This is a genomic window from Kitasatospora sp. Xyl93 (assembly GCF_055383135.1).
Map to the genome: position 1 here is coordinate 5975492 of NZ_AP029185.1, position 17575 is coordinate 5993066.

General features: G+C 68.9%; 11 protein-coding genes, 3 rRNA genes and 1 pseudogene. 12 read left to right on the forward strand and 3 right to left on the reverse strand.

Going from position 1 to position 17575, the window contains the following annotated elements; all coding sequences use genetic code 11:
- Positions 1-83 precede the first annotated feature (83 nt).
- A complete protein-coding gene (locus tag ACZ5GH_RS26455) occupies positions 84-614 on the reverse strand; it encodes an HNH endonuclease (RefSeq protein WP_387758525.1) in 531 nt (176 codons plus the stop codon).
- Between the two features lie 292 nt (positions 615-906).
- On the opposite strand from ACZ5GH_RS26455, the gene tyrS reads away from it, so the two are divergent.
- From tyrS to ACZ5GH_RS26485, 6 genes and pseudogenes are all read left to right on the forward strand, one after another.
- Positions 907-2175 (forward strand): tyrosine--tRNA ligase, encoded by a 1269-nt coding sequence (gene tyrS / locus ACZ5GH_RS26460; RefSeq protein WP_387758540.1) that lies wholly within the window; start codon positions 907-909, stop codon positions 2173-2175.
- 593 nt (positions 2176-2768) lie between these two features.
- Positions 2769-4292, forward strand: a 16S ribosomal RNA gene (locus tag ACZ5GH_RS26465).
- 271 nt (positions 4293-4563) lie between these two features.
- Positions 4564-7684 (forward strand): 23S ribosomal RNA (locus ACZ5GH_RS26470).
- A 108-nt stretch (positions 7685-7792) separates the two neighbouring features.
- Positions 7793-7909, forward strand: a 5S ribosomal RNA gene (gene rrf / locus ACZ5GH_RS26475).
- The 16S, 23S and 5S rRNA genes sit together here, the layout of an rRNA operon.
- Before the next feature lie 737 nt (positions 7910-8646).
- Positions 8647-9390, forward strand: a pseudogene (locus ACZ5GH_RS26480) (hypothetical protein); the annotation flags it as partial.
- A gap of 111 nt (positions 9391-9501) precedes the next feature.
- On the forward strand, positions 9502-10467 hold the full coding sequence (locus tag ACZ5GH_RS26485) for a tetratricopeptide repeat protein (RefSeq protein WP_464336876.1): 966 nt from the start codon (positions 9502-9504) through the stop codon (positions 10465-10467).
- Between the two features lie 102 nt (positions 10468-10569).
- Here the strand turns inward: ACZ5GH_RS26485 and ACZ5GH_RS26490 are convergent, their stop codons facing one another.
- Entirely contained in the window at positions 10570-11940 is a 1371-nt protein-coding gene (locus tag ACZ5GH_RS26490) for a DUF1015 family protein (protein ID WP_387758826.1), read from the reverse strand.
- Between the two features lie 93 nt (positions 11941-12033).
- On the opposite strand from ACZ5GH_RS26490, the gene ACZ5GH_RS26495 reads away from it, so the two are divergent.
- Together ACZ5GH_RS26495 and ACZ5GH_RS26500 are read left to right on the forward strand one after the other, a co-directional pair.
- Positions 12034-12711: a tetratricopeptide repeat protein gene (locus ACZ5GH_RS26495; RefSeq protein WP_387758827.1), complete on the forward strand. Its 678-nt coding sequence runs from the start codon at positions 12034-12036 to the stop codon at positions 12709-12711.
- 148 nt (positions 12712-12859) lie between these two features.
- On the forward strand, positions 12860-13897 hold the full coding sequence (locus ACZ5GH_RS26500; protein ID WP_387758829.1) for an HAD-IIA family hydrolase: 1038 nt from the start codon (positions 12860-12862) through the stop codon (positions 13895-13897).
- A 79-nt stretch (positions 13898-13976) separates the two neighbouring features.
- On the opposite strand, the gene ACZ5GH_RS26505 is transcribed toward ACZ5GH_RS26500, so the two are convergent.
- The gene (locus ACZ5GH_RS26505; RefSeq protein ID WP_387758830.1) at positions 13977-14324 is read right to left on the reverse strand and encodes an alkyl sulfatase C-terminal domain-containing protein; all 348 of its coding nucleotides are present in this window, start codon (positions 14322-14324) and stop codon (positions 13977-13979) included.
- A gap of 178 nt (positions 14325-14502) precedes the next feature.
- Here ACZ5GH_RS26505 and ACZ5GH_RS26510 point away from each other — a divergent pair, with 178 nt between their 5' ends.
- The 4 genes from ACZ5GH_RS26510 to ACZ5GH_RS26525 all read left to right on the forward strand — a co-directional run bounded on the left by ACZ5GH_RS26510 (position 14503) and on the right by ACZ5GH_RS26525 (position 17443).
- Entirely contained in the window at positions 14503-15363 is an 861-nt protein-coding gene (locus ACZ5GH_RS26510; RefSeq protein ID WP_464335402.1) for a hypothetical protein, read from the forward strand.
- Positions 15353-15601, forward strand: coding sequence for a hypothetical protein (locus tag ACZ5GH_RS26515; RefSeq protein WP_387758834.1), 249 nt, complete (start codon positions 15353-15355; stop codon positions 15599-15601). The genes ACZ5GH_RS26510 and ACZ5GH_RS26515 overlap by 11 nt, the downstream gene beginning before the upstream one ends.
- Positions 15602-15637: 36 nt before the next feature.
- Positions 15638-16444: a TlyA family RNA methyltransferase gene (locus ACZ5GH_RS26520; protein ID WP_464336877.1), complete on the forward strand. Its 807-nt coding sequence runs from the start codon at positions 15638-15640 to the stop codon at positions 16442-16444.
- Between the two features lie 93 nt (positions 16445-16537).
- A complete protein-coding gene (locus ACZ5GH_RS26525; RefSeq protein ID WP_387758836.1) occupies positions 16538-17443 on the forward strand; it encodes an NAD kinase in 906 nt (301 codons plus the stop codon).
- The last annotated feature ends 132 nt before the right edge of the window (positions 17444-17575 follow it).

The following is a 17575-nucleotide window of genomic DNA, read 5'->3' on the forward strand; positions in this document are numbered from 1 at the left end:
CGCCCGCCGCCGTCACCGCCGTTGCCGGCCGCCGTCCGTCGCCTCCAGTCGCTTTCAGTCGCCGGGTGTCGTCGGATGTGTGCTCAGGCCGCCGAGACGGGCCGGCCCGGTACGACCGGCAGCCAGTCGGCGAGGTCGCGGACCTCCGAGCTGCGCAGACCGAGCGCCAGCATCAGGCTGGCCTGCGGCGTCGGCTCGAACGGGCGGCGCAGCAGCTTCATCCCGGCCTGCTCCGGCGTGCGGTCCGCCTTGCGCTGGTTGTCCTCCGCGCACGCGGCGACGGTGTTGATCCAGCTGTCGGCACCACCGCGCGACCTGGGCTGGAGGTGGTCCACCGTGGTGGCCCGCCGCCCGCAGTACGCGCAGAGGTGCTGGTCCCGGGCCAGGACACCCCGCCGCGACCACGGAGCCCGTTGTCGGAACGGCACCCGTACGTACCGTTGCAGTCTGATCACCCGCGGCACCGGGACGGCCACGCCCGTCCCCCGGATCGAGCGCAGCGGATGCGCCTGCTCCACCACCGCCTTGTCCTGGAGCACCAGGACGACGGCGCGCTGGAGCGACACCGTCGTCAGGGGCTCGTAGCTCGCGTTCAGAACCAGCGTGTTGCGCACTCGGCACACCCTTCCCGCGGGCGTGCCACGGCGGCACGACCGTCTCCACACACGTCACTGCCGCCGCACGGCGGTGGAACCACTCTGAATGGGCCCGCAGCCGTCGAACAACGGAATTTCCGGTATCGGGGAGGGGCCGGGGGACGGACGCCGCCCGACCGGTGTGGCGCCTCGGGGGAAACTCGCTGGCCGGGACCGCGTAGGCTCTATCAGGCTGGAGTCGTACCGACCCGGGGCCCGACCGAACCGGGCCGGCACTGGGCGGACGCCCGATCGAAGGAGAAGCGTGACCGTGACGGACATCGTCGACGAGCTGCGGTGGCGTGGGCTGATCGCCCTGTCCACCGACGAGGACGCACTGCGCAAGGCGTTCGCGGACGGCCCGGTCACGTTCTATTGCGGCTTCGACCCGACGGCCCCCAGCCTGCACCTCGGCAACCTGGTGCAGATCCTCACCATGCGCCGCATCCAGCAGGCGGGGAACCTCCCGCTCGGCCTGGTCGGGGGCGCCACGGGCCTGATCGGCGACCCGAAGCCCACCGCCGAGCGCGTGCTCAACGACCCCGAGACGGTGGCCGGCTGGGTCGAGCGGCTGCGCGGCCAGATCTCGCGCTTCCTGGACTTCGACGGCCCGTACGCGGCGCGCATGGTCAACAACCTGGACTGGACGTCCGGGATGTCGGCGATCAGCCTGCTGCGTGACGTGGGCAAGTACTTCCGGGTCAACAACATGATCGCCAAGGAGGCCGTCGCCCGACGGCTCAACTCCGACGCGGGCATCAGCTACACCGAGTTCAGCTACCAGATCCTCCAGGGCATGGACTACCTGGAGCTGAACCGCCGCTACGGCTGCACGCTGCAGACCGGCGGCAGCGACCAGTGGGGCAACCTCACCGCCGGCACGGACCTGATCCGCAAGGCCGACGGCAAGTCCGTCCACGCGCTGGCCACGCCGCTGATCGTCAAGGCCGACGGCACCAAGTTCGGCAAGACCGAGTCCGGCACGGTCTGGCTCGACCCCGAGCTGACCACCCCGTACGCCTTTTACCAGTTCTGGCTGAACGCGGACGACCGGGACGTCTCCAACTTCCTGCGGATCTTCAGCTTCCGCTCGAAGGAGGAGATCGAGGAGCTGGAGCGCGAGACCACCGAGCGCCCCGCCGCCCGCCTCGCCCAGCGGGCCCTCGCCGAGGAGCTCACCACGCTGGTGCACGGCGCGGAGCAGTACGAGCGCGCGGTCGCCGCGTCCAAGGCACTGTTCGGTCAGGGCGACCTCGCCGACCTGGAGGCCCCGACCCTGGCCGCCGCCCTGGCCGAGGTCCCGAAGGCCGAGGTGACCGAGCTCCAGACGGTGGTCGACCTGCTGGTCGCCGTCGGCCTGTCGCCGAGCCGCTCGGCCGCCCGTCGGACGATCAAGGAAGGCGGCGCCTACCTCAACAACGTCAAGGTGACGGACGAGGAGGCGGTGCCGTCCGAGGCCGACCTGCTGCACGGCCGCTGGCTCGTGCTGCGGCGCGGCAAGCGGAACCTGGCGGCGGCGGAGCTGGTCGCCGCCGGCTGACGCTTGGCGCGCTTGGCTGAGAACGCACCCGCTCTGAGCTGCGGCTTTGAGCCCCGAGGGCCGGATCTGGACAGATCCGGCCCTCGGGGTTTGACGGTGTCGTCCCGATGGCCTAGTGTTGAACGAGTCGCTGGAGCGGCCATCCACTCAGCTCGACCCACCCTCACCCCGGTCCCCATGAAAGTGGGCTCATTGGCGTTCCCGTCAACCAGGGTGAGTGTGAATTTCGAGTGACACTCGGAATGAGCTAAAGTGGTGGACGTCGCGAAAGTGGCCCCGGCCAGTTCGGGAAATCGGATGAATGAAACTCCGGAAAACGGGGCGGAAAGCGTCTGATAAGCTGGAAACACGGAAGAACGAAGCCCGGAGGGCCTGCTGGAAGGCGGCTCGAAGGAAGCGTCCGTTCCTTGAGAACTCAACAGCGTGCCAAAAGTCAACGCCAGATATGTTGACATCCCCGGCCTCGGTCGTTTGATCGGGGTTGGAGATTCCTTTTGAAACAAACACTAGCGAGGACGCAGTGCGCGGGGCCGCCCTATTCCGGTGGTTGCCGTGCCGCTCAACGCGGGTGTCGACCCGATTACGGGTAAACATTCACGGAGAGTTTGATCCTGGCTCAGGACGAACGCTGGCGGCGTGCTTAACACATGCAAGTCGAACGGTGAAGCCCTTCGGGGTGGATCAGTGGCGAACGGGTGAGTAACACGTGGGCAATCTGCCCTGCACTCTGGGACAAGCCCTGGAAACGGGGTCTAATACCGGATACGACCTTCCTCCGCATGGGGGTTGGTGGAAAGCTCCGGCGGTGCAGGATGAGCCCGCGGCCTATCAGCTTGTTGGTGGGGTAATGGCCTACCAAGGCGACGACGGGTAGCCGGCCTGAGAGGGCGACCGGCCACACTGGGACTGAGACACGGCCCAGACTCCTACGGGAGGCAGCAGTGGGGAATATTGCACAATGGGCGAAAGCCTGATGCAGCGACGCCGCGTGAGGGATGACGGCCTTCGGGTTGTAAACCTCTTTCAGCAGGGAAGAAGCGCAAGTGACGGTACCTGCAGAAGAAGCACCGGCTAACTACGTGCCAGCAGCCGCGGTAATACGTAGGGTGCGAGCGTTGTCCGGAATTATTGGGCGTAAAGAGCTCGTAGGCGGCCTGTCGCGTCGGATGTGAAAGCCCGGGGCTTAACCCCGGGTCTGCATTCGATACGGGCAGGCTAGAGTGTGGTAGGGGAGATCGGAATTCCTGGTGTAGCGGTGAAATGCGCAGATATCAGGAGGAACACCGGTGGCGAAGGCGGATCTCTGGGCCATTACTGACGCTGAGGAGCGAAAGCGTGGGGAGCGAACAGGATTAGATACCCTGGTAGTCCACGCCGTAAACGTTGGGAACTAGGTGTTGGCGACATTCCACGTCGTCGGTGCCGCAGCTAACGCATTAAGTTCCCCGCCTGGGGAGTACGGCCGCAAGGCTAAAACTCAAAGGAATTGACGGGGGCCCGCACAAGCAGCGGAGCATGTGGCTTAATTCGACGCAACGCGAAGAACCTTACCAAGGCTTGACATATGCCGGAAACACCTGGAGACAGGTGCCCCCTTGTGGTCGGTATACAGGTGGTGCATGGTTGTCGTCAGCTCGTGTCGTGAGATGTTGGGTTAAGTCCCGCAACGAGCGCAACCCTTGTTCTGTGTTGCCAGCATGCCTTTCGGGGTGATGGGGACTCACAGGAGACTGCCGGGGTCAACTCGGAGGAAGGTGGGGACGACGTCAAATCATCATGCCCCTTATGTCTTGGGCTGCACACGTGCTACAATGGTCGGTACAAAGGGCTGCGATGCCGTGAGGCGGAGCGAATCCCAAAAAGCCGGCCTCAGTTCGGATTGGGGTCTGCAACTCGACCCCATGAAGTTGGAGTTGCTAGTAATCGCAGATCAGCATGCTGCGGTGAATACGTTCCCGGGCCTTGTACACACCGCCCGTCACGTCACGAAAGTCGGTAACACCCGAAGCCGGTGGCCTAACCCGTAAGGGGAGGAGCCGTCGAAGGTGGGACCAGCGATTGGGACGAAGTCGTAACAAGGTAGCCGTACCGGAAGGTGCGGCTGGATCACCTCCTTTCTAAGGAGCAATATGCCGCTTGCAGGCGAATGTCCTGCACGGTTGCTCATGGGTGGAACGTTGACTATTCGGCACAGGAAGAGATCGGACGTTAGTACTGCTTCGGCGTGGAACGCGTTCTGGGATTGACTGTGTCGGGCACGTTGTTGGGTCCTGAGGGAACGGGTTGACCGTTGTCTCAGTGCCGGCCTCACTTGAGGTGGTCTTCGGATCGTCGAGGGTGGGTGACTGGTCGTTGTTTGAGAACTGCACAGTGGACGCGAGCATCTGTGGCCAAGTTTTTAAGGGCGCACGGTGGATGCCTTGGCACTAGGAACCGATGAAGGACGTGGGAGGCCACGATAGTCCCCGGGGAGCCGTCAACCAGGCTTTGATCCGGGGGTTTCCGAATGGGGAAACCCGGCAGTCGTCATGGGCTGTCACCCGCTGCTGAACACATAGGCAGTGTGGAGGGAACGCGGGGAAGTGAAACATCTCAGTACCCGCAGGAAGAGAAAACAACCGTGATTCCGGGAGTAGTGGCGAGCGAAACTGGATGAGGCTAAACCGGAATGGTGTGAGACCCGGCAGGGGTTGCCGTTTCGGGGTCGTGGGATTTTTCTTGACCGGTCTGCCGGCCGGTCGGCGAGTCAGAAACCGTATGGGTAGTCGAAGGACATGCGAAAGGTCCGGCGTAGAGGGTAAGACCCCCGTAGACGAAATCTGTACGGCTCGTTTGAAGAACACCCAAGTAGCACGGGGCCCGAGAAATCCCGTGTGAATCTGGCGGGACCACCCGCTAAGCCTAAATATTCCCTAGTGACCGATAGCGGATAGTACCGTGAGGGAATGGTGAAAAGTACCGCGGGAGCGGAGTGAAATAGTACCTGAAACCGTGTGCCTACAAGCCGTGGGAGCGTCGTTCACGTCTTCGGACGTGGGCCGTGACTGCGTGCCTTTTGAAGAATGAGCCTGCGAGTTTGCGGTGTGTAGCGAGGTTAACCCGTGTGGGGTAGCCGTAGCGAAAGCGAGTCCGAATAGGGCGGTTGAGTTGCATGCCCAAGACCCGAAGCGGAGTGATCTAGCCATGGGCAGGTTGAAGCGCGGGTAAGACCGTGTGGAGGACCGAACCCACCAGGGTTGAAAACCTGGGGGATGACCTGTGGTTAGGGGTGAAAGGCCAATCAAACTCCGTGATAGCTGGTTCTCCCCGAAATGCATTTAGGTGCAGCGTCACGTGTTTCTTGCCGGAGGTAGAGCACTGGATAGGCGATGGGCCTTACCGGGTTACTGACCTTAGCCAAACTCCGAATGCCGGTAAGTGAGAGCGTGGCAGTGAGACTGTGGGGGATAAGCTCCATGGTCGAGAGGGAAACAGCCCAGAACACCGACTAAGGTCCCTAAGCGTGTGCTAAGTGGGAAAGGATGTGGAGTCGCAGAGACAACCAGGAGGTTGGCTTAGAAGCAGCCACCCTTGAAAGAGTGCGTAATAGCTCACTGGTCAAGTGATTCCGCGCCGACAATGTAGCGGGGCTCAAGCACATCACCGAAGTCGTGTCATTGCAGCGTGAAGACCTAACGGTTGCTGTGATGGGTAGGGGAGCGTCGTGTGCCGGGTAAAGCGGCGGTGGAAACCAGTCGTGGACGGTATACGAGTGAGAATGCAGGCATGAGTAGCGATACAAGAGTGGGAAACTCTTGCGCCGATTGACCAAGGGTTCCTGGGTCAAGCTGATCTGCCCAGGGTAAGTCGGGACCTAAGGCGAGGCCGACAGGCGTAGTCGATGGACAACGGGTTGATATTCCCGTACCCGCTTTGAAGCGCCAACGCTGAACCTCTTGATGCTAAGCCCGTGAAGCCGGCCTGGAGTCTTCGGACGAAGGGACGTGGTGGAGCCGGTGACCCAACGGGGTAGTAGGTGAGCGATGGGGTGACGCAGGAAGGTAGTCCAGCCCGGGCGGTGGTTGTCCCGGGGTAAGGGTGTAGGCCGTGAGGTAGGCAAATCCGCCTCACATGAAGGCTGAGACCTGATGCCGAGCCGATTGTGGTGAAGTGGATGATCCTATGCTGTCGAGAAAAGCCTCTAGCGAGTTTCATGGCGGCCCGTACCCCAAACCGACTCAGGTGGTCAGGTAGAGAATACCGAGGCGTTCGGGTGAACTATGGTTAAGGAACTCGGCAAAATGCCCCCGTAACTTCGGGAGAAGGGGGGCCATTCCTGGTGATGGGTCTTGCACCTTGAGCTGGGGGTGGCCGCAGAGACCAGCGAGAAGCGACTGTTTACTAAAAACACAGGTCCGTGCGAAGCCGTAAGGCGATGTATACGGACTGACGCCTGCCCGGTGCTGGAACGTTAAGGGGACCGGTTAGCTTGGTTTCGACCAGGCGAAGCTGAGAACTTAAGCGCCAGTAAACGGCGGTGGTAACTATAACCATCCTAAGGTAGCGAAATTCCTTGTCGGGTAAGTTCCGACCTGCACGAATGGCGTAACGACTTCTCGACTGTCTCAACCATAGGCCCGGTGAAATTGCATTACGAGTAAAGATGCTCGTTTCGCGCAGCAGGACGGAAAGACCCCGGGACCTTTACTATAGCTTGATATTGGTGTTCGGTTCGGCTTGTGTAGGATAGGTGGGAGACTGTGAAGCAGCAACGCCAGTTGTTGTGGAGTCGCCGTTGAAATACCACTCTGGTCGTGCTGGATGTCTAACCTGGGTCCGTGATCCGGATCAGGGACAGTGTCTGGTGGGTAGTTTAACTGGGGCGGTTGCCTCCTAAAGGGTAACGGAGGCGCCCAAAGGTTCCCTCAGCCTGGTTGGCAATCAGGTGTTGAGTGTAAGTGCACAAGGGAGCTTGACTGTGAGACTGACGGGTCGAGCAGGTACGAAAGTAGGGACTAGTGATCCGGCGGTGGCTTGTGGAAGCGCCGTCGCTCAACGGATAAAAGGTACCCCGGGGATAACAGGCTGATCTTCCCCAAGAGTCCATATCGACGGGATGGTTTGGCACCTCGATGTCGGCTCGTCGCATCCTGGGGCTGGAGTAGGTCCCAAGGGTTGGGCTGTTCGCCCATTAAAGCGGTACGCGAGCTGGGTTTAGAACGTCGTGAGACAGTTCGGTCCCTATCCGCTGTGCGCGTAGGAGTGTTGAGAAGGGCTGTCCCTAGTACGAGAGGACCGGGACGGACGAACCTCTGGTGTGCCAGTTGTTCTGCCAAGGGCATGGCTGGTTGGCTACGTTCGGGAGGGATAACCGCTGAAAGCATCTAAGCGGGAAGCCTGCTTCGAGATGAGCACTCCCACCTCCTTGAGAGGGTAAGGCTCCCAGTAGACGACTGGGTTGATAGGCCGGATATGGAAGCCCTGTGAGGGGTGGAGTTGACCGGTACTAATAGGCCGAGGGCTTGTCCTCAGACGCTCGCGTTCACTGTGTGGTTCCCGGGTAACGAACAGTTATCACCGGCGAACAAGAAAACACTTATCAACTGAAAAGTGTGTTTCGCTGAATACCCGATAGGGTTTCGGTGGTCATAGCGTGAGGGAAACGCCCGGTTACATTCCGAACCCGGAAGCTAAGCCTCACAGCGCCGATGGTACTGCAGGGGGGACCCTGTGGGAGAGTAGGACGCCGCCGAACAATTATTCAAGGCCGCGGCCCCAGCGACTCGCTGGGGCCGCGGCCTTTTTGTGTTTTGCGAACGTGAAGAAGGCCGGCAGAACCGGGACTTCCGCCCAGACGCGGAGGGACCCGGCATGTCGGACAATGGAGAAGGTACGCGGGCCAGCAGGCCGGCGTCGAAACCGCGTGGCGGCAGCGGAGTTGATCGCTCGGCCCGCGGTGAAGCTGAAGCAGCAGAAGGAGTCACCACGATGTCGAACCAGCCCCAGGACCGTCCCGAGCGCCGATCGGACGACGGCCGAGGCTACGAGCCCCGGTCCCGCGGGGGCTGGTCCAACGACCGTGGTGGCCACCGTCGTGACGACCGTGATGACCGTCCGCGTCGTGACGACCGCCCGGCCGGTGGCGGCTACGGCCGTGACCGCGACGACCGCGGCGGCGACCGCGGTGGCTTCCGTCGTGACGACCGTCCGTCCGGTGGTTTCAACCGCGACCGCGGCGACCGCCCCTCCGGTGGTGGCTTCCGCCGTGACGACCGCCCCTCGGGTGGCTTCAACCGTGACCGCGACGACCGTGGCGGCGAGCGCGGCGGTTTCCGTCGTGACGACCGTCCGTCGGGTGGCGGCTTCCGTCGTGACGACCGCCCGAGTGGCTTCCGTCGCGATGACCGTGATGACCGTCCGCGTCGGGACGACCGTCCGGCCGGTGGCGGCTACGGCCGTGACCGCGACGACCGCGGCGGCGACCGCGGTGGCGACCGCGGTGGCTTCCGCCGCGACGACCGCCCGTCCGGTGGTTTCAACCGCGACCGCGGCGACCGCCCCTCCGGCGGCGGCTACGGCCGTGACCGCGACGACCGTGGCGGCTTCCGCCGCGACGACCGTCCGGCCGGCGGTGGCTTTCGCCGCGACGACCGCCCCTCCGGTGGCGGCTTCCGCCGTGACGACCGCCCCTCGGGTGGCTTCAACCGTGACCGCGACGACCGTGGCGGCGAGCGCGGCGGTTTCCGCCGTGACGACCGCCCGGCCGGCGGTGGTTTCCGTCGTGACGACCGTCCGGCCGGTGGCGGCTTCAACCGTGACCGCGACGACCGCGGCGGCGACCGCGGTGGCTTCCGCCGCGACGACCGCCCGTCCGGTGGTTTCAACCGCGACCGCGGCGACCGCCCCTCCGGCGGTGGTTTCCGTCGCGATGACCGCCCCTCCGGTGGCGGCTTCCGTCGTGACGACCGCCCGAGTGGCTTCCGTCGCGATGACCGTGATGACCGTCCGCGTCGTGACGACCGTCCGGCCGGTGGCGGCTACGGCCGTGACCGCGACGACCGCGGCGGCGACCGTGGCGGCTTCCGTCGTGACGACCGTCCGTCCGGTGGTTTCAACCGCGACCGCGGCGACCGCCCCTCCGGTGGCGGCTACGGCCGTGACCGCGACGACCGTGGCGGCTTCCGCCGCGACGACCGTGGTGGCGAGCGCGGCGGGTTCCGCCGGGACGACCGCCCCTCCGGTGGCGGCTACCGCCGGGACCGTGACGACCGTGGCGGCGACCGCCGGGACGACCGCGGCCGTCGGGACTACGACGACCGCCGGGGCAACTACGAGCCCGTCAAGCGCCTGCCGATCCCGGAGGACGTCACCGGCTTCGAGCTGGACGCGGACGTGCGCCAGGAGCTCAAGAGCCTGCCCAAGACCCTCGCGGACGACGTCGCCCGCAACCTGGTGATGGTGGCCCGACTGCTCGACAGCGAGCCGGAGGAGGCCTACCAGTTCTCGCGCGTCGCGCTCCGTCTGGCCTCCCGCGTGGCGGCCGTCCGTGAGGCGGCCGGCTTCGCCTCCTACATGACGCAGCGTTACTCCGAGGCGCTGACCGAGTTCCGCGCCGCCCGTCGGATGACCGGCCGGGCCGACCTGTGGCCGGTGATGGCGGACTGCGAGCGCGGTCTGGGCCGTCCGGAGCGGGCGCTGGCGATGGCCGGCGAGCCCGAGGTGAAGCAGCTGGACAAGGCCGGCCAGGTCGAGATGCGCCTGGTCGCGGCCGGTGCCCGCAGCGACATGGAGCAGTACGACGCCGCCGTCGTGACGCTGCAGAGCCCGGAGCTGGCCTCCAGCGCCGTGCACCCGTGGACCGCGCGCCTGCGCTACGCGTACGCCGAGGCCCTGATCGCGGCCGGTCGCGCCGACGAGGCCCGTGACTGGTTCGCCAAGGCCGCCGAGGCCGACACCGAGGGCAGCACCAACGCCTCGGAGCGGCTGGCCGAGATCGACGGCGTGGAGTTCACCGACACGCTCGACCCGGAGCTGGACGAGGGCGAGACCGAGTCGACGGACGCCCCGGCGAAGAAGCGCGGTGGCGGCGACAACGCCGACGACCGCGTGATCTTCGAGGACGAGGAGGACGTCGAGGAGTTCTACGACGAGGACGACCTCGAGATCGACGAGGACTTCGACGGCGTCGTCCCCGAGCGCGCCCAGCAGGCCCGGGACACCAAGGCCGAGGACACCAAGGCTGAGGACACCGAGTCCGAGGTCGCCGAGGCCGAGGAGACGAAGGCCGCCGAGGCCGACGCCGACAAGAGCTGAGCGGACTCCCGCGCAACGCCGTGAGGCCCCGCCGTTCCCGAGGAATCCGGGAACGGCGGGGCCTCACGGCGTTCCGGCCCGAGATCGGGCGGGGTGGTGGTGTCAGCCCAGTGCGAGGTTGCGCAGCACCAGCCCGGTGGCCGGCTTCGGACCGAAGGAGGTGGACTTGCGCGGCATGGTGACGCCCTGTTCGGCCAGCCGTCGGACCACGGACTCGCGGACCGGGTGCAGCAGGACGGCGGTGCCGCCGGTGCGCGCGGCCTCCTGCTCGGCGGCCACGGCGGTGTGCAGGTAGCCGATGTCGTCCGGGCCGTCGGGTACGTGCCAGGTGTGGTCCAGCAGGGTGGCGTGCAGGACGGTGGCGTCCAGATGGCGCCACTCCTCGGGGCGGCCGTGCGGCACGGTGGCGTCGAGCAGGGACTCCTCGGGCTCTCCGAGGAGCCAGTAGACGCCGTCGCCGCCGGTCACCACGAAGCCGTTGCCGCCGTGCCGCTTCTGGTCGGCCAGGGCCTGGAGGGCGGCGGTCAGCGGCCCGGGGACCTCCTTGACCTTCCACTGGTCGCCGAGCCGCTCCAGCGCCTCGGCCACCGGCAGCCGGTACAGCACGCGGTGGATGGCGCGGACCCGCAGCGGGTAGCGGGCGGTGTCCACCAGGAGCACCATGCCGCGGTCCCAGGGGCTGCGCGGCAGGTGGCGGTGTTCGCGCTGGAGACGCAGGTACATCTCCCAGCGGTGGTGTCCGTCGGCGATCAGCGCCCGGCAGGTGGCGAGGTCGCGGCTGATCTCGGCGAGCTCGGCGGGGTCGGTGACCGCCCACAGCCGGTGGTGGGTGCCGTCGCTGGTGGCGGTGGAGAGCAGCGGCTCGCCCTCGACGGTCCGCTCGATCACGCCGGAGGCGCCGCCGTCGCCCCGGTAGGTGAGCAGCAGCGGTTCCAGGTTGGCCCGGGTGGTGCGCATCAGGCCGACCCGGTCGGCGACCGGCCGCGGCATCACGTCCTCGTGCGGGAGTACCACGCCGCCCTCCCGGCCGCTCACCGCGAGCGCGCCGATCAGGCCGCGCTGGAGCAGCTCGGGGGAGTCGTCGGTGGCCGGCACCCGTTGCTCGTAGACGTAGAGCGCGGGCTCCGGGTCGGCGGCCAGGACGCCCTCGCGTTGCCAGTCGGCCAGCAGCCGGGCGGCGTGCCGGTAGCGGGTGTCGCGGTCGGGGCGGTCTCCGGCGTCCTCGGGCTCGGGCCTGGGCAGGATCAGCCGGACCACGTTGTGCGGGTCGGCCGTCTCCAGGTCGAGCCGGCGGCCCGGGTCGACGACGTCGTACGGCGGGGACATCACCGCGGCCAGCGCGCCGACCCGGTCGGGGACGTAGCGCAGGCCGCGGAAGGGGAACAGGGACAGGCCGGCCGTGGCGACGTGCCCGGGGTTGCCGGGGCCGCCCTCGGGAGTCTCGACTCCGTCTTCTGCACTGGGTGTGCTCATTCTGGGCATCGTAACCGGGTACGCGTTGTTGAGAGATCGGAATGCCCGTGCCGTCTTCGTGGGCCGGGTGTGCGACCGAGGGCGAGGTACGGCATGGACGACGGGCAGGAACGGGTGGAGGACGGCGGCCCGGCCGGGTCGGGCGGGCCCGTCGGCGACACCCACGGGAACGCTCCGACCGACGGCGCTCCGGGCCCTGGCGCGGACGACGACGGCCTGGCGGGCGGAGATCCGCCGGGCGGCGGAGTGCCGCGGCAGAGCCGCTCCGGGGAGCCCACCGGAGACGTGTACGACTGGTTCCGCCGGGGCGCCCGGCTGCTGGCACAGGGGCACCCGGCGGCCGCCGAGCAGCTGCTCAGCCGGGCGGCGGCGGCGGAGCCGCACTCGCGCAGCATCCGGGAGGCGCTGGCGCGCGCCCAGTTCGACGCGGGTGCGTACGCGGCGGCGCTGGAGAACTTCCGGGCCGTGGCGCTCGCCGACCCGGCCGACGACTACGCTCAGTTCGGGTGGGGTGTCGCGGCGGCCCGACTGGGAGACTTCGAGACCTCCGCCGAACACCTGGCGCTGGCCGTGGCGATGCGGCCGGAGAGCGACCACTACCGGCAGGCGCTGCGGCAGACCCGGGCGACCCTGGCGGCCCGCGCCGGGGCGTACGGTCCGCTGCTGCCGGGAGCACCCGGATACCTGGCGCCCCCGGCGGGCGGCGGGGAGCCGGCCGACGGGACGGCGGACGACGGTGGTGCCGGCCACGGTGCCGATGGCGGGCCCTGACCGCTCGGGGCGGCCCCGCGGACTCCCCGACAGGCCCCTGACGGGGGACGTGCCGCACAAGGGCGTGCGGGACGGACGGCGCGGTGAACGACGGCGCAGTGAACGACGGCGCAGTGAACGACGACGCAGTGAATGAGGTAGCGCAGCCATGACCGAGACGGCCAACCCCGTGCGACGGACCGCCCCCGGCGGCAGCGAGCGGCCGCTGACCGACGCCTACGACACCGCGCTGCTGGACCTGGACGGCGTGGTCTACGCGGGAGCCCACGCGATCGAGCACGCGGCGGACGCGCTGGACGCCGCCCGGGCGGCCGGGATGCGGCTCGCGTACGTGACCAACAACGCCTCCCGCCCGCCGCGGGTGGTGGCCGAGCACCTGACCGAGCTGGGTATTCCGGCCGAGCCGACCGACGTGATCAACTCGGCCCAGGCCGCCGCCCGGCTGGTCGCCGAGAAGGTGCCGGCCGGGTCGAAGGTGCTGGTCGTCGGCGGCCTGGGGCTGGAGGAGGCGCTGGCCGAGCTGGGGCTGGTCGCCGTCCGCTCGCTGGCCGACGGGCCGCTCGCGGTGGTCCAGGGCTTCGACCCGTCGGTGGGGTGGAAGGACCTCGCGGAGGCCTCGTACGCGGTGCAGAGCGGGCTGCCGTGGGTGGCGTCCAACCTGGACCTGACGGTGCCGAGGGCCCGCGGCATCGCGCCCGGCAACGGCACCCTGGTGGCGGCGGTGCGGGCGGCGACCGGGGTGGAGCCGGAGGTGGCGGGCAAGCCGCTGCCGCCGATGCACCGGGAGACCGTGCTGCGCACCGGCGCGCAGCGGCCGCTGGTGGTCGGGGACCGGCTGGACACCGACATCGAGGGCGCGTTCAACGGCGGGGTGGACAGCCTGCTGGTGTTCACCGGGGTGACCACCCCGGAGCTGCTGCTGGCGGCCCCGGTCGAGCACCGGCCGACCTACCTGGCGGCGGACCTGCGCGGACTCCTCGTCCCGCACCCGGCGGTGGCGGCCGTGGACGGCGGCTTCGGGTGCGGCGGATGGGTCGCGGGCGTCGGCTCCGGCGTGCTGCGGCTGTCCGGGACCGGTGACCGCTGGGACGGCCTGCGGGCGCTGTGCGCGGCGGCGTGGACGGTGCTGGACGCCGGCGGCGCGCCGGTGGACGGCCGCAAGGCGCTGGCCGACCTGGGGTTCTGAGCACCGGTCCAGGGCCGTCGGGGGCCGCTCCAGTGGCGCGGCCCCGCCGTCCTCGGCGGCGCGGCCCCGGCGGCCGGGCTCAGAGCAGGGTGCGCAGCCGCAGCAGGTCGCGGAACCCCGCCTCCAGCTTGACCCGGCCGCTTGCCCACGCGGAGGCGAAGTTGAGCCCGCCGCCGACCAGCGCGACCAGGTCGTCGCTGCTCATGGTGAGCCGGATCTCCGCCTTCTCGGCCGGGGCGCCCGGGGACGCCACCACGTCCTGGATCCGGCCGTCCCGCAGCTGCCCGGTGAAGGTCAGGTCGAGGTCGGTGATCCGGCAGCTCAGCGAGCGGTCGAGGGCGGCGGCCTTGCGGACGTCGCCGGTGGACTTCGCCATGTTCCGGCTGAGCTGCTCCAGTGCCTCCTGGCACTCCTCGGCGTTCGCCACGGGGCGGGCTCCCTCCCCCGGTCGCTACGGTGCTGACTGCGGGCCACGGTACCTCAGGAGGGTTTTGGCGGTAGCGTCGTCAGTGGGGTGCCCGGAAACGCCCGGGTACTGAGGGCGACGCAGCGACGCGCGTAGGCGATTGGGAGGCACCCGGATGCTGCCGAGGACGGTTCGGGGAGTGGTGGAGACCGCCGCCGGGGTGGTGGAGGAGGTCGGCAGGCGGGTCGTCGGGACGGCGAGTTCGGTCCTGGAGAAGGCCGGGGTCGACCTGGCCGGGGTCGAGCGTCGGTTGGGCGGCCAGTTCCCGCCGTCGGTGGAGACCCTCCAGACCCTCGCCGGGGAGGCGGTCACCGCCGGGCGCGCCGGGGTGGACCTGGCGGTCGGCGTGGCGCGCACCGAGGCGGAGAAGGTCTTCGAGAAGGTCGGCGACCAGGTGACCAAGGTCGGCGTGGTGCTGGCGTACCTGGAGACCAAGCTGCGCGAGGTCGAGGAGGAGGCCCCGGCGGCCGCGTCCGGGCCGGGGCCGGACGAGCCCGAGGAGCCGGTGCCGGCGCCGCGGGCCGCCGACCTGTTCGGGCGCGGCTGGGAGTTCGAGGAGGAGCGGTCGGCTGCCGGGACGCCGGGCGAGCCGATAGTCGCCGAGCGGGTGGAGGTGGACGAGCCGGTCGAGTTCGATCCGCCGGTGCCGCCCGTCCCTCCGGCGGCCGGAGCCGCCCGGGCCCCGCTGGAACAGCCCGCGGCGCCGGAGGACGACGCCGCCGGGAAGAGCGCGGAGCCGAAGAGCACGGCGAAGAAGTCCGAGCCCGGGCAGACCGCGGCGAAGAAGTCCGCGGCCAGGAAGACCCCGGCGAAGAGGACGCCGACGACGAAGGGGAGCACGGCCGAGAAGGCCGCCGCGAAGAAGACGACCACGGTCAGGAAGACCGCCGCCGCGCAGGCCGAGGCCCAGCCGGGGACGCCCGTGAAGCGGGCGGCGAGCAGGAAGACCACCGTCCGCAAGGCCACCAGCGCGAAGAAGCCCGATGCCCGTGACGAATGAACCGCCCCTGCCCGGGTGCCCGCCCGAGCCCGTCCGGGGCGCCGAGCCACCGGGCGCCGTGCCGCCGGAGGCGGAGCCGCTGGGCTTCGAGCCGGTCCCCACCGGCCACCCCGGGGTGGACGCCGGCCTGGCCCGGCTGGAGGCTCTGGACGGGGCCCCGGCGGAGGCACACGTCGCGGTGTACGAAGATGTTCACCAGCGGCTCGTCGACACACTGGCCGCGCTCGACCAGGAATGACCCGCAGGATCCGTAGGAGCTGAAACACCAGTGGCAGTGGCACGACGCCGACTCGACGCGGAACTGGTCCGCCGCAAGCTGGCCCGGTCGCGTGAGCACGCGTCCGAGCTGATCGCGGCCGGCCGGGTGACCGTCGGCGGCACCACCGCGACCAAGCCGGCCACCCAGGTGGAGACCTCGGCGGCGGTCGTGGTGGCCAAGGACGAGAACGACCCCGACTACGTCTCGCGCGGCGGTCACAAGCTCGCCGGCGCGTTCGCGGCCTTCGTGCCGCAGGGCCTGGTGGTCGAGGGCCGCCGGGCGCTGGACGCGGGCGCCTCCACCGGCGGGTTCACCGACGTGCTGCTGCGGGCCGGGGCCGCGCACGTGCTGGCGGTGGACGTCGGCTACGGGCAGCTCGCCTGGTCGCTGCAGAGCGACGAGCGGGTCACCGTGATGGACCGCACCAATGTGCGCGAGCTGACCCCGGAGCTGATCGGCGGCACCCGGGTGGACCTGGTGGTGGGCGACCTGTCGTTCATCTCGCTGGGCCTGGTGCTCCCGGCCCTCGCCTCCTGCGCGGCCGAGGACGCGGACCTGGTGCTGATGGTCAAGCCCCAGTTCGAGATCGGCAAGGAGCGCCTGGGCAGCGGCGGGGTGGTGCGCAGCCCGCAGCTGCGCGCCGAGATGGTGTGCCAGGTCGCCGAGCAGGCGTGGGAGCTCGGACTGGGCGTGCGCGCGGTCACCGCGAGCCCCCTGCCAGGGCCGTCCGGCAACGTCGAGTACTTCCTCTGGTTGCGCCGGGACGCTCCGCGGCTGGACCCCGCGGAGGCGGACCGGGCCGTGGCGGAGGGCCCCCGGTAGGGTGCCTTGCGAGCGTCCGGCCCGTCATGTCGTATGGCGTGGCCGCACCGGGGCCAAGGGCGACCCGGCAGGCGTTAGGGAGAGGGCAGCGGCATGAGCGATGAAGCACGTACGGTCTTCCTGATCGCGCACACCGGCCGGGAGGCGGCGCTGCGCAGCGTCGAGGCCTTGGTGCACGGGCTGCTGAAGGCCGGGCTCCGGATCAGACTGCTGGAGGCCGAGGCGGTCGACCTGGACCTGCCGGAGGGCGTCGAGAAGGTGGCCGAGGGCCCCGGGGCGGCGGACGGCTGCGAGTTGATCCTGGTGGCCGGCGGGGACGGGACGCTGCTGCGGGGGGCGGAGCTGGCGCGGTCGCACGGGCTGCCGATGCTCGGGATCAACCTGGGCCGGGTGGGCTTCCTCGCCGAGGCCGAGCGGGACGACCTGGCCGTGGTGGTCGAGCGGGTGGTGGACGCCGACTACGAGGTCGAGGAGCGGATGACGATCGACGTCATCGTCCGCACCAACGGCGATGTGGTGCACGAGGACTGGGCGCTGAACGAGGCCTCGATCGAGAAGGCGGCGCGGGAGCGGATGCTGGAGGTGGTGACCGAGGTGGACGGCCGCCCGGTCTCCAACTTCGGCTGTGACGGCGTGGTGTGCGCGACGCCGACCGGGTCCACCGCGTACGCGTTCTCCGGCGGCGGGCCGGTGGTGTGGCCGGAGGTGGAGGCGCTGCTGATGGTGCCGATCTCCGCGCACGCGCTGTTCGCCCGCCCGCTGGTGACCTCGCCGGAGTCGGTGCTGGCGGTCGAGGTGCAGCCGAAGACCCCGCACGGCGTGCTCTGGTGCGACGGGCGGCGCTCGGTCGAACTGCCCGCCGGGGCGCGGGTGGAGGTCCGCCGGGGCCGGACCCCGGTGCGGCTGGCCAGGCTGCACCGGGCGCCGTTCACCGACCGGCTGGTCGCCAAGTTCGCGCTGCCGGTGACGGGTTGGCGCGGCCGGGCCGACCACCACTAGCGGTGTCCGGCCGCCACCGCCGGCCGGCGGTGACCGGTCGGCCGGCCTCCCTTGGCCGGTACGGGCGTTCGCGCCCGTACCGGCCAAGGGCGTTCGGGCGGCCGTGTTCGACCGCCGAGTGCTGACGTGTCG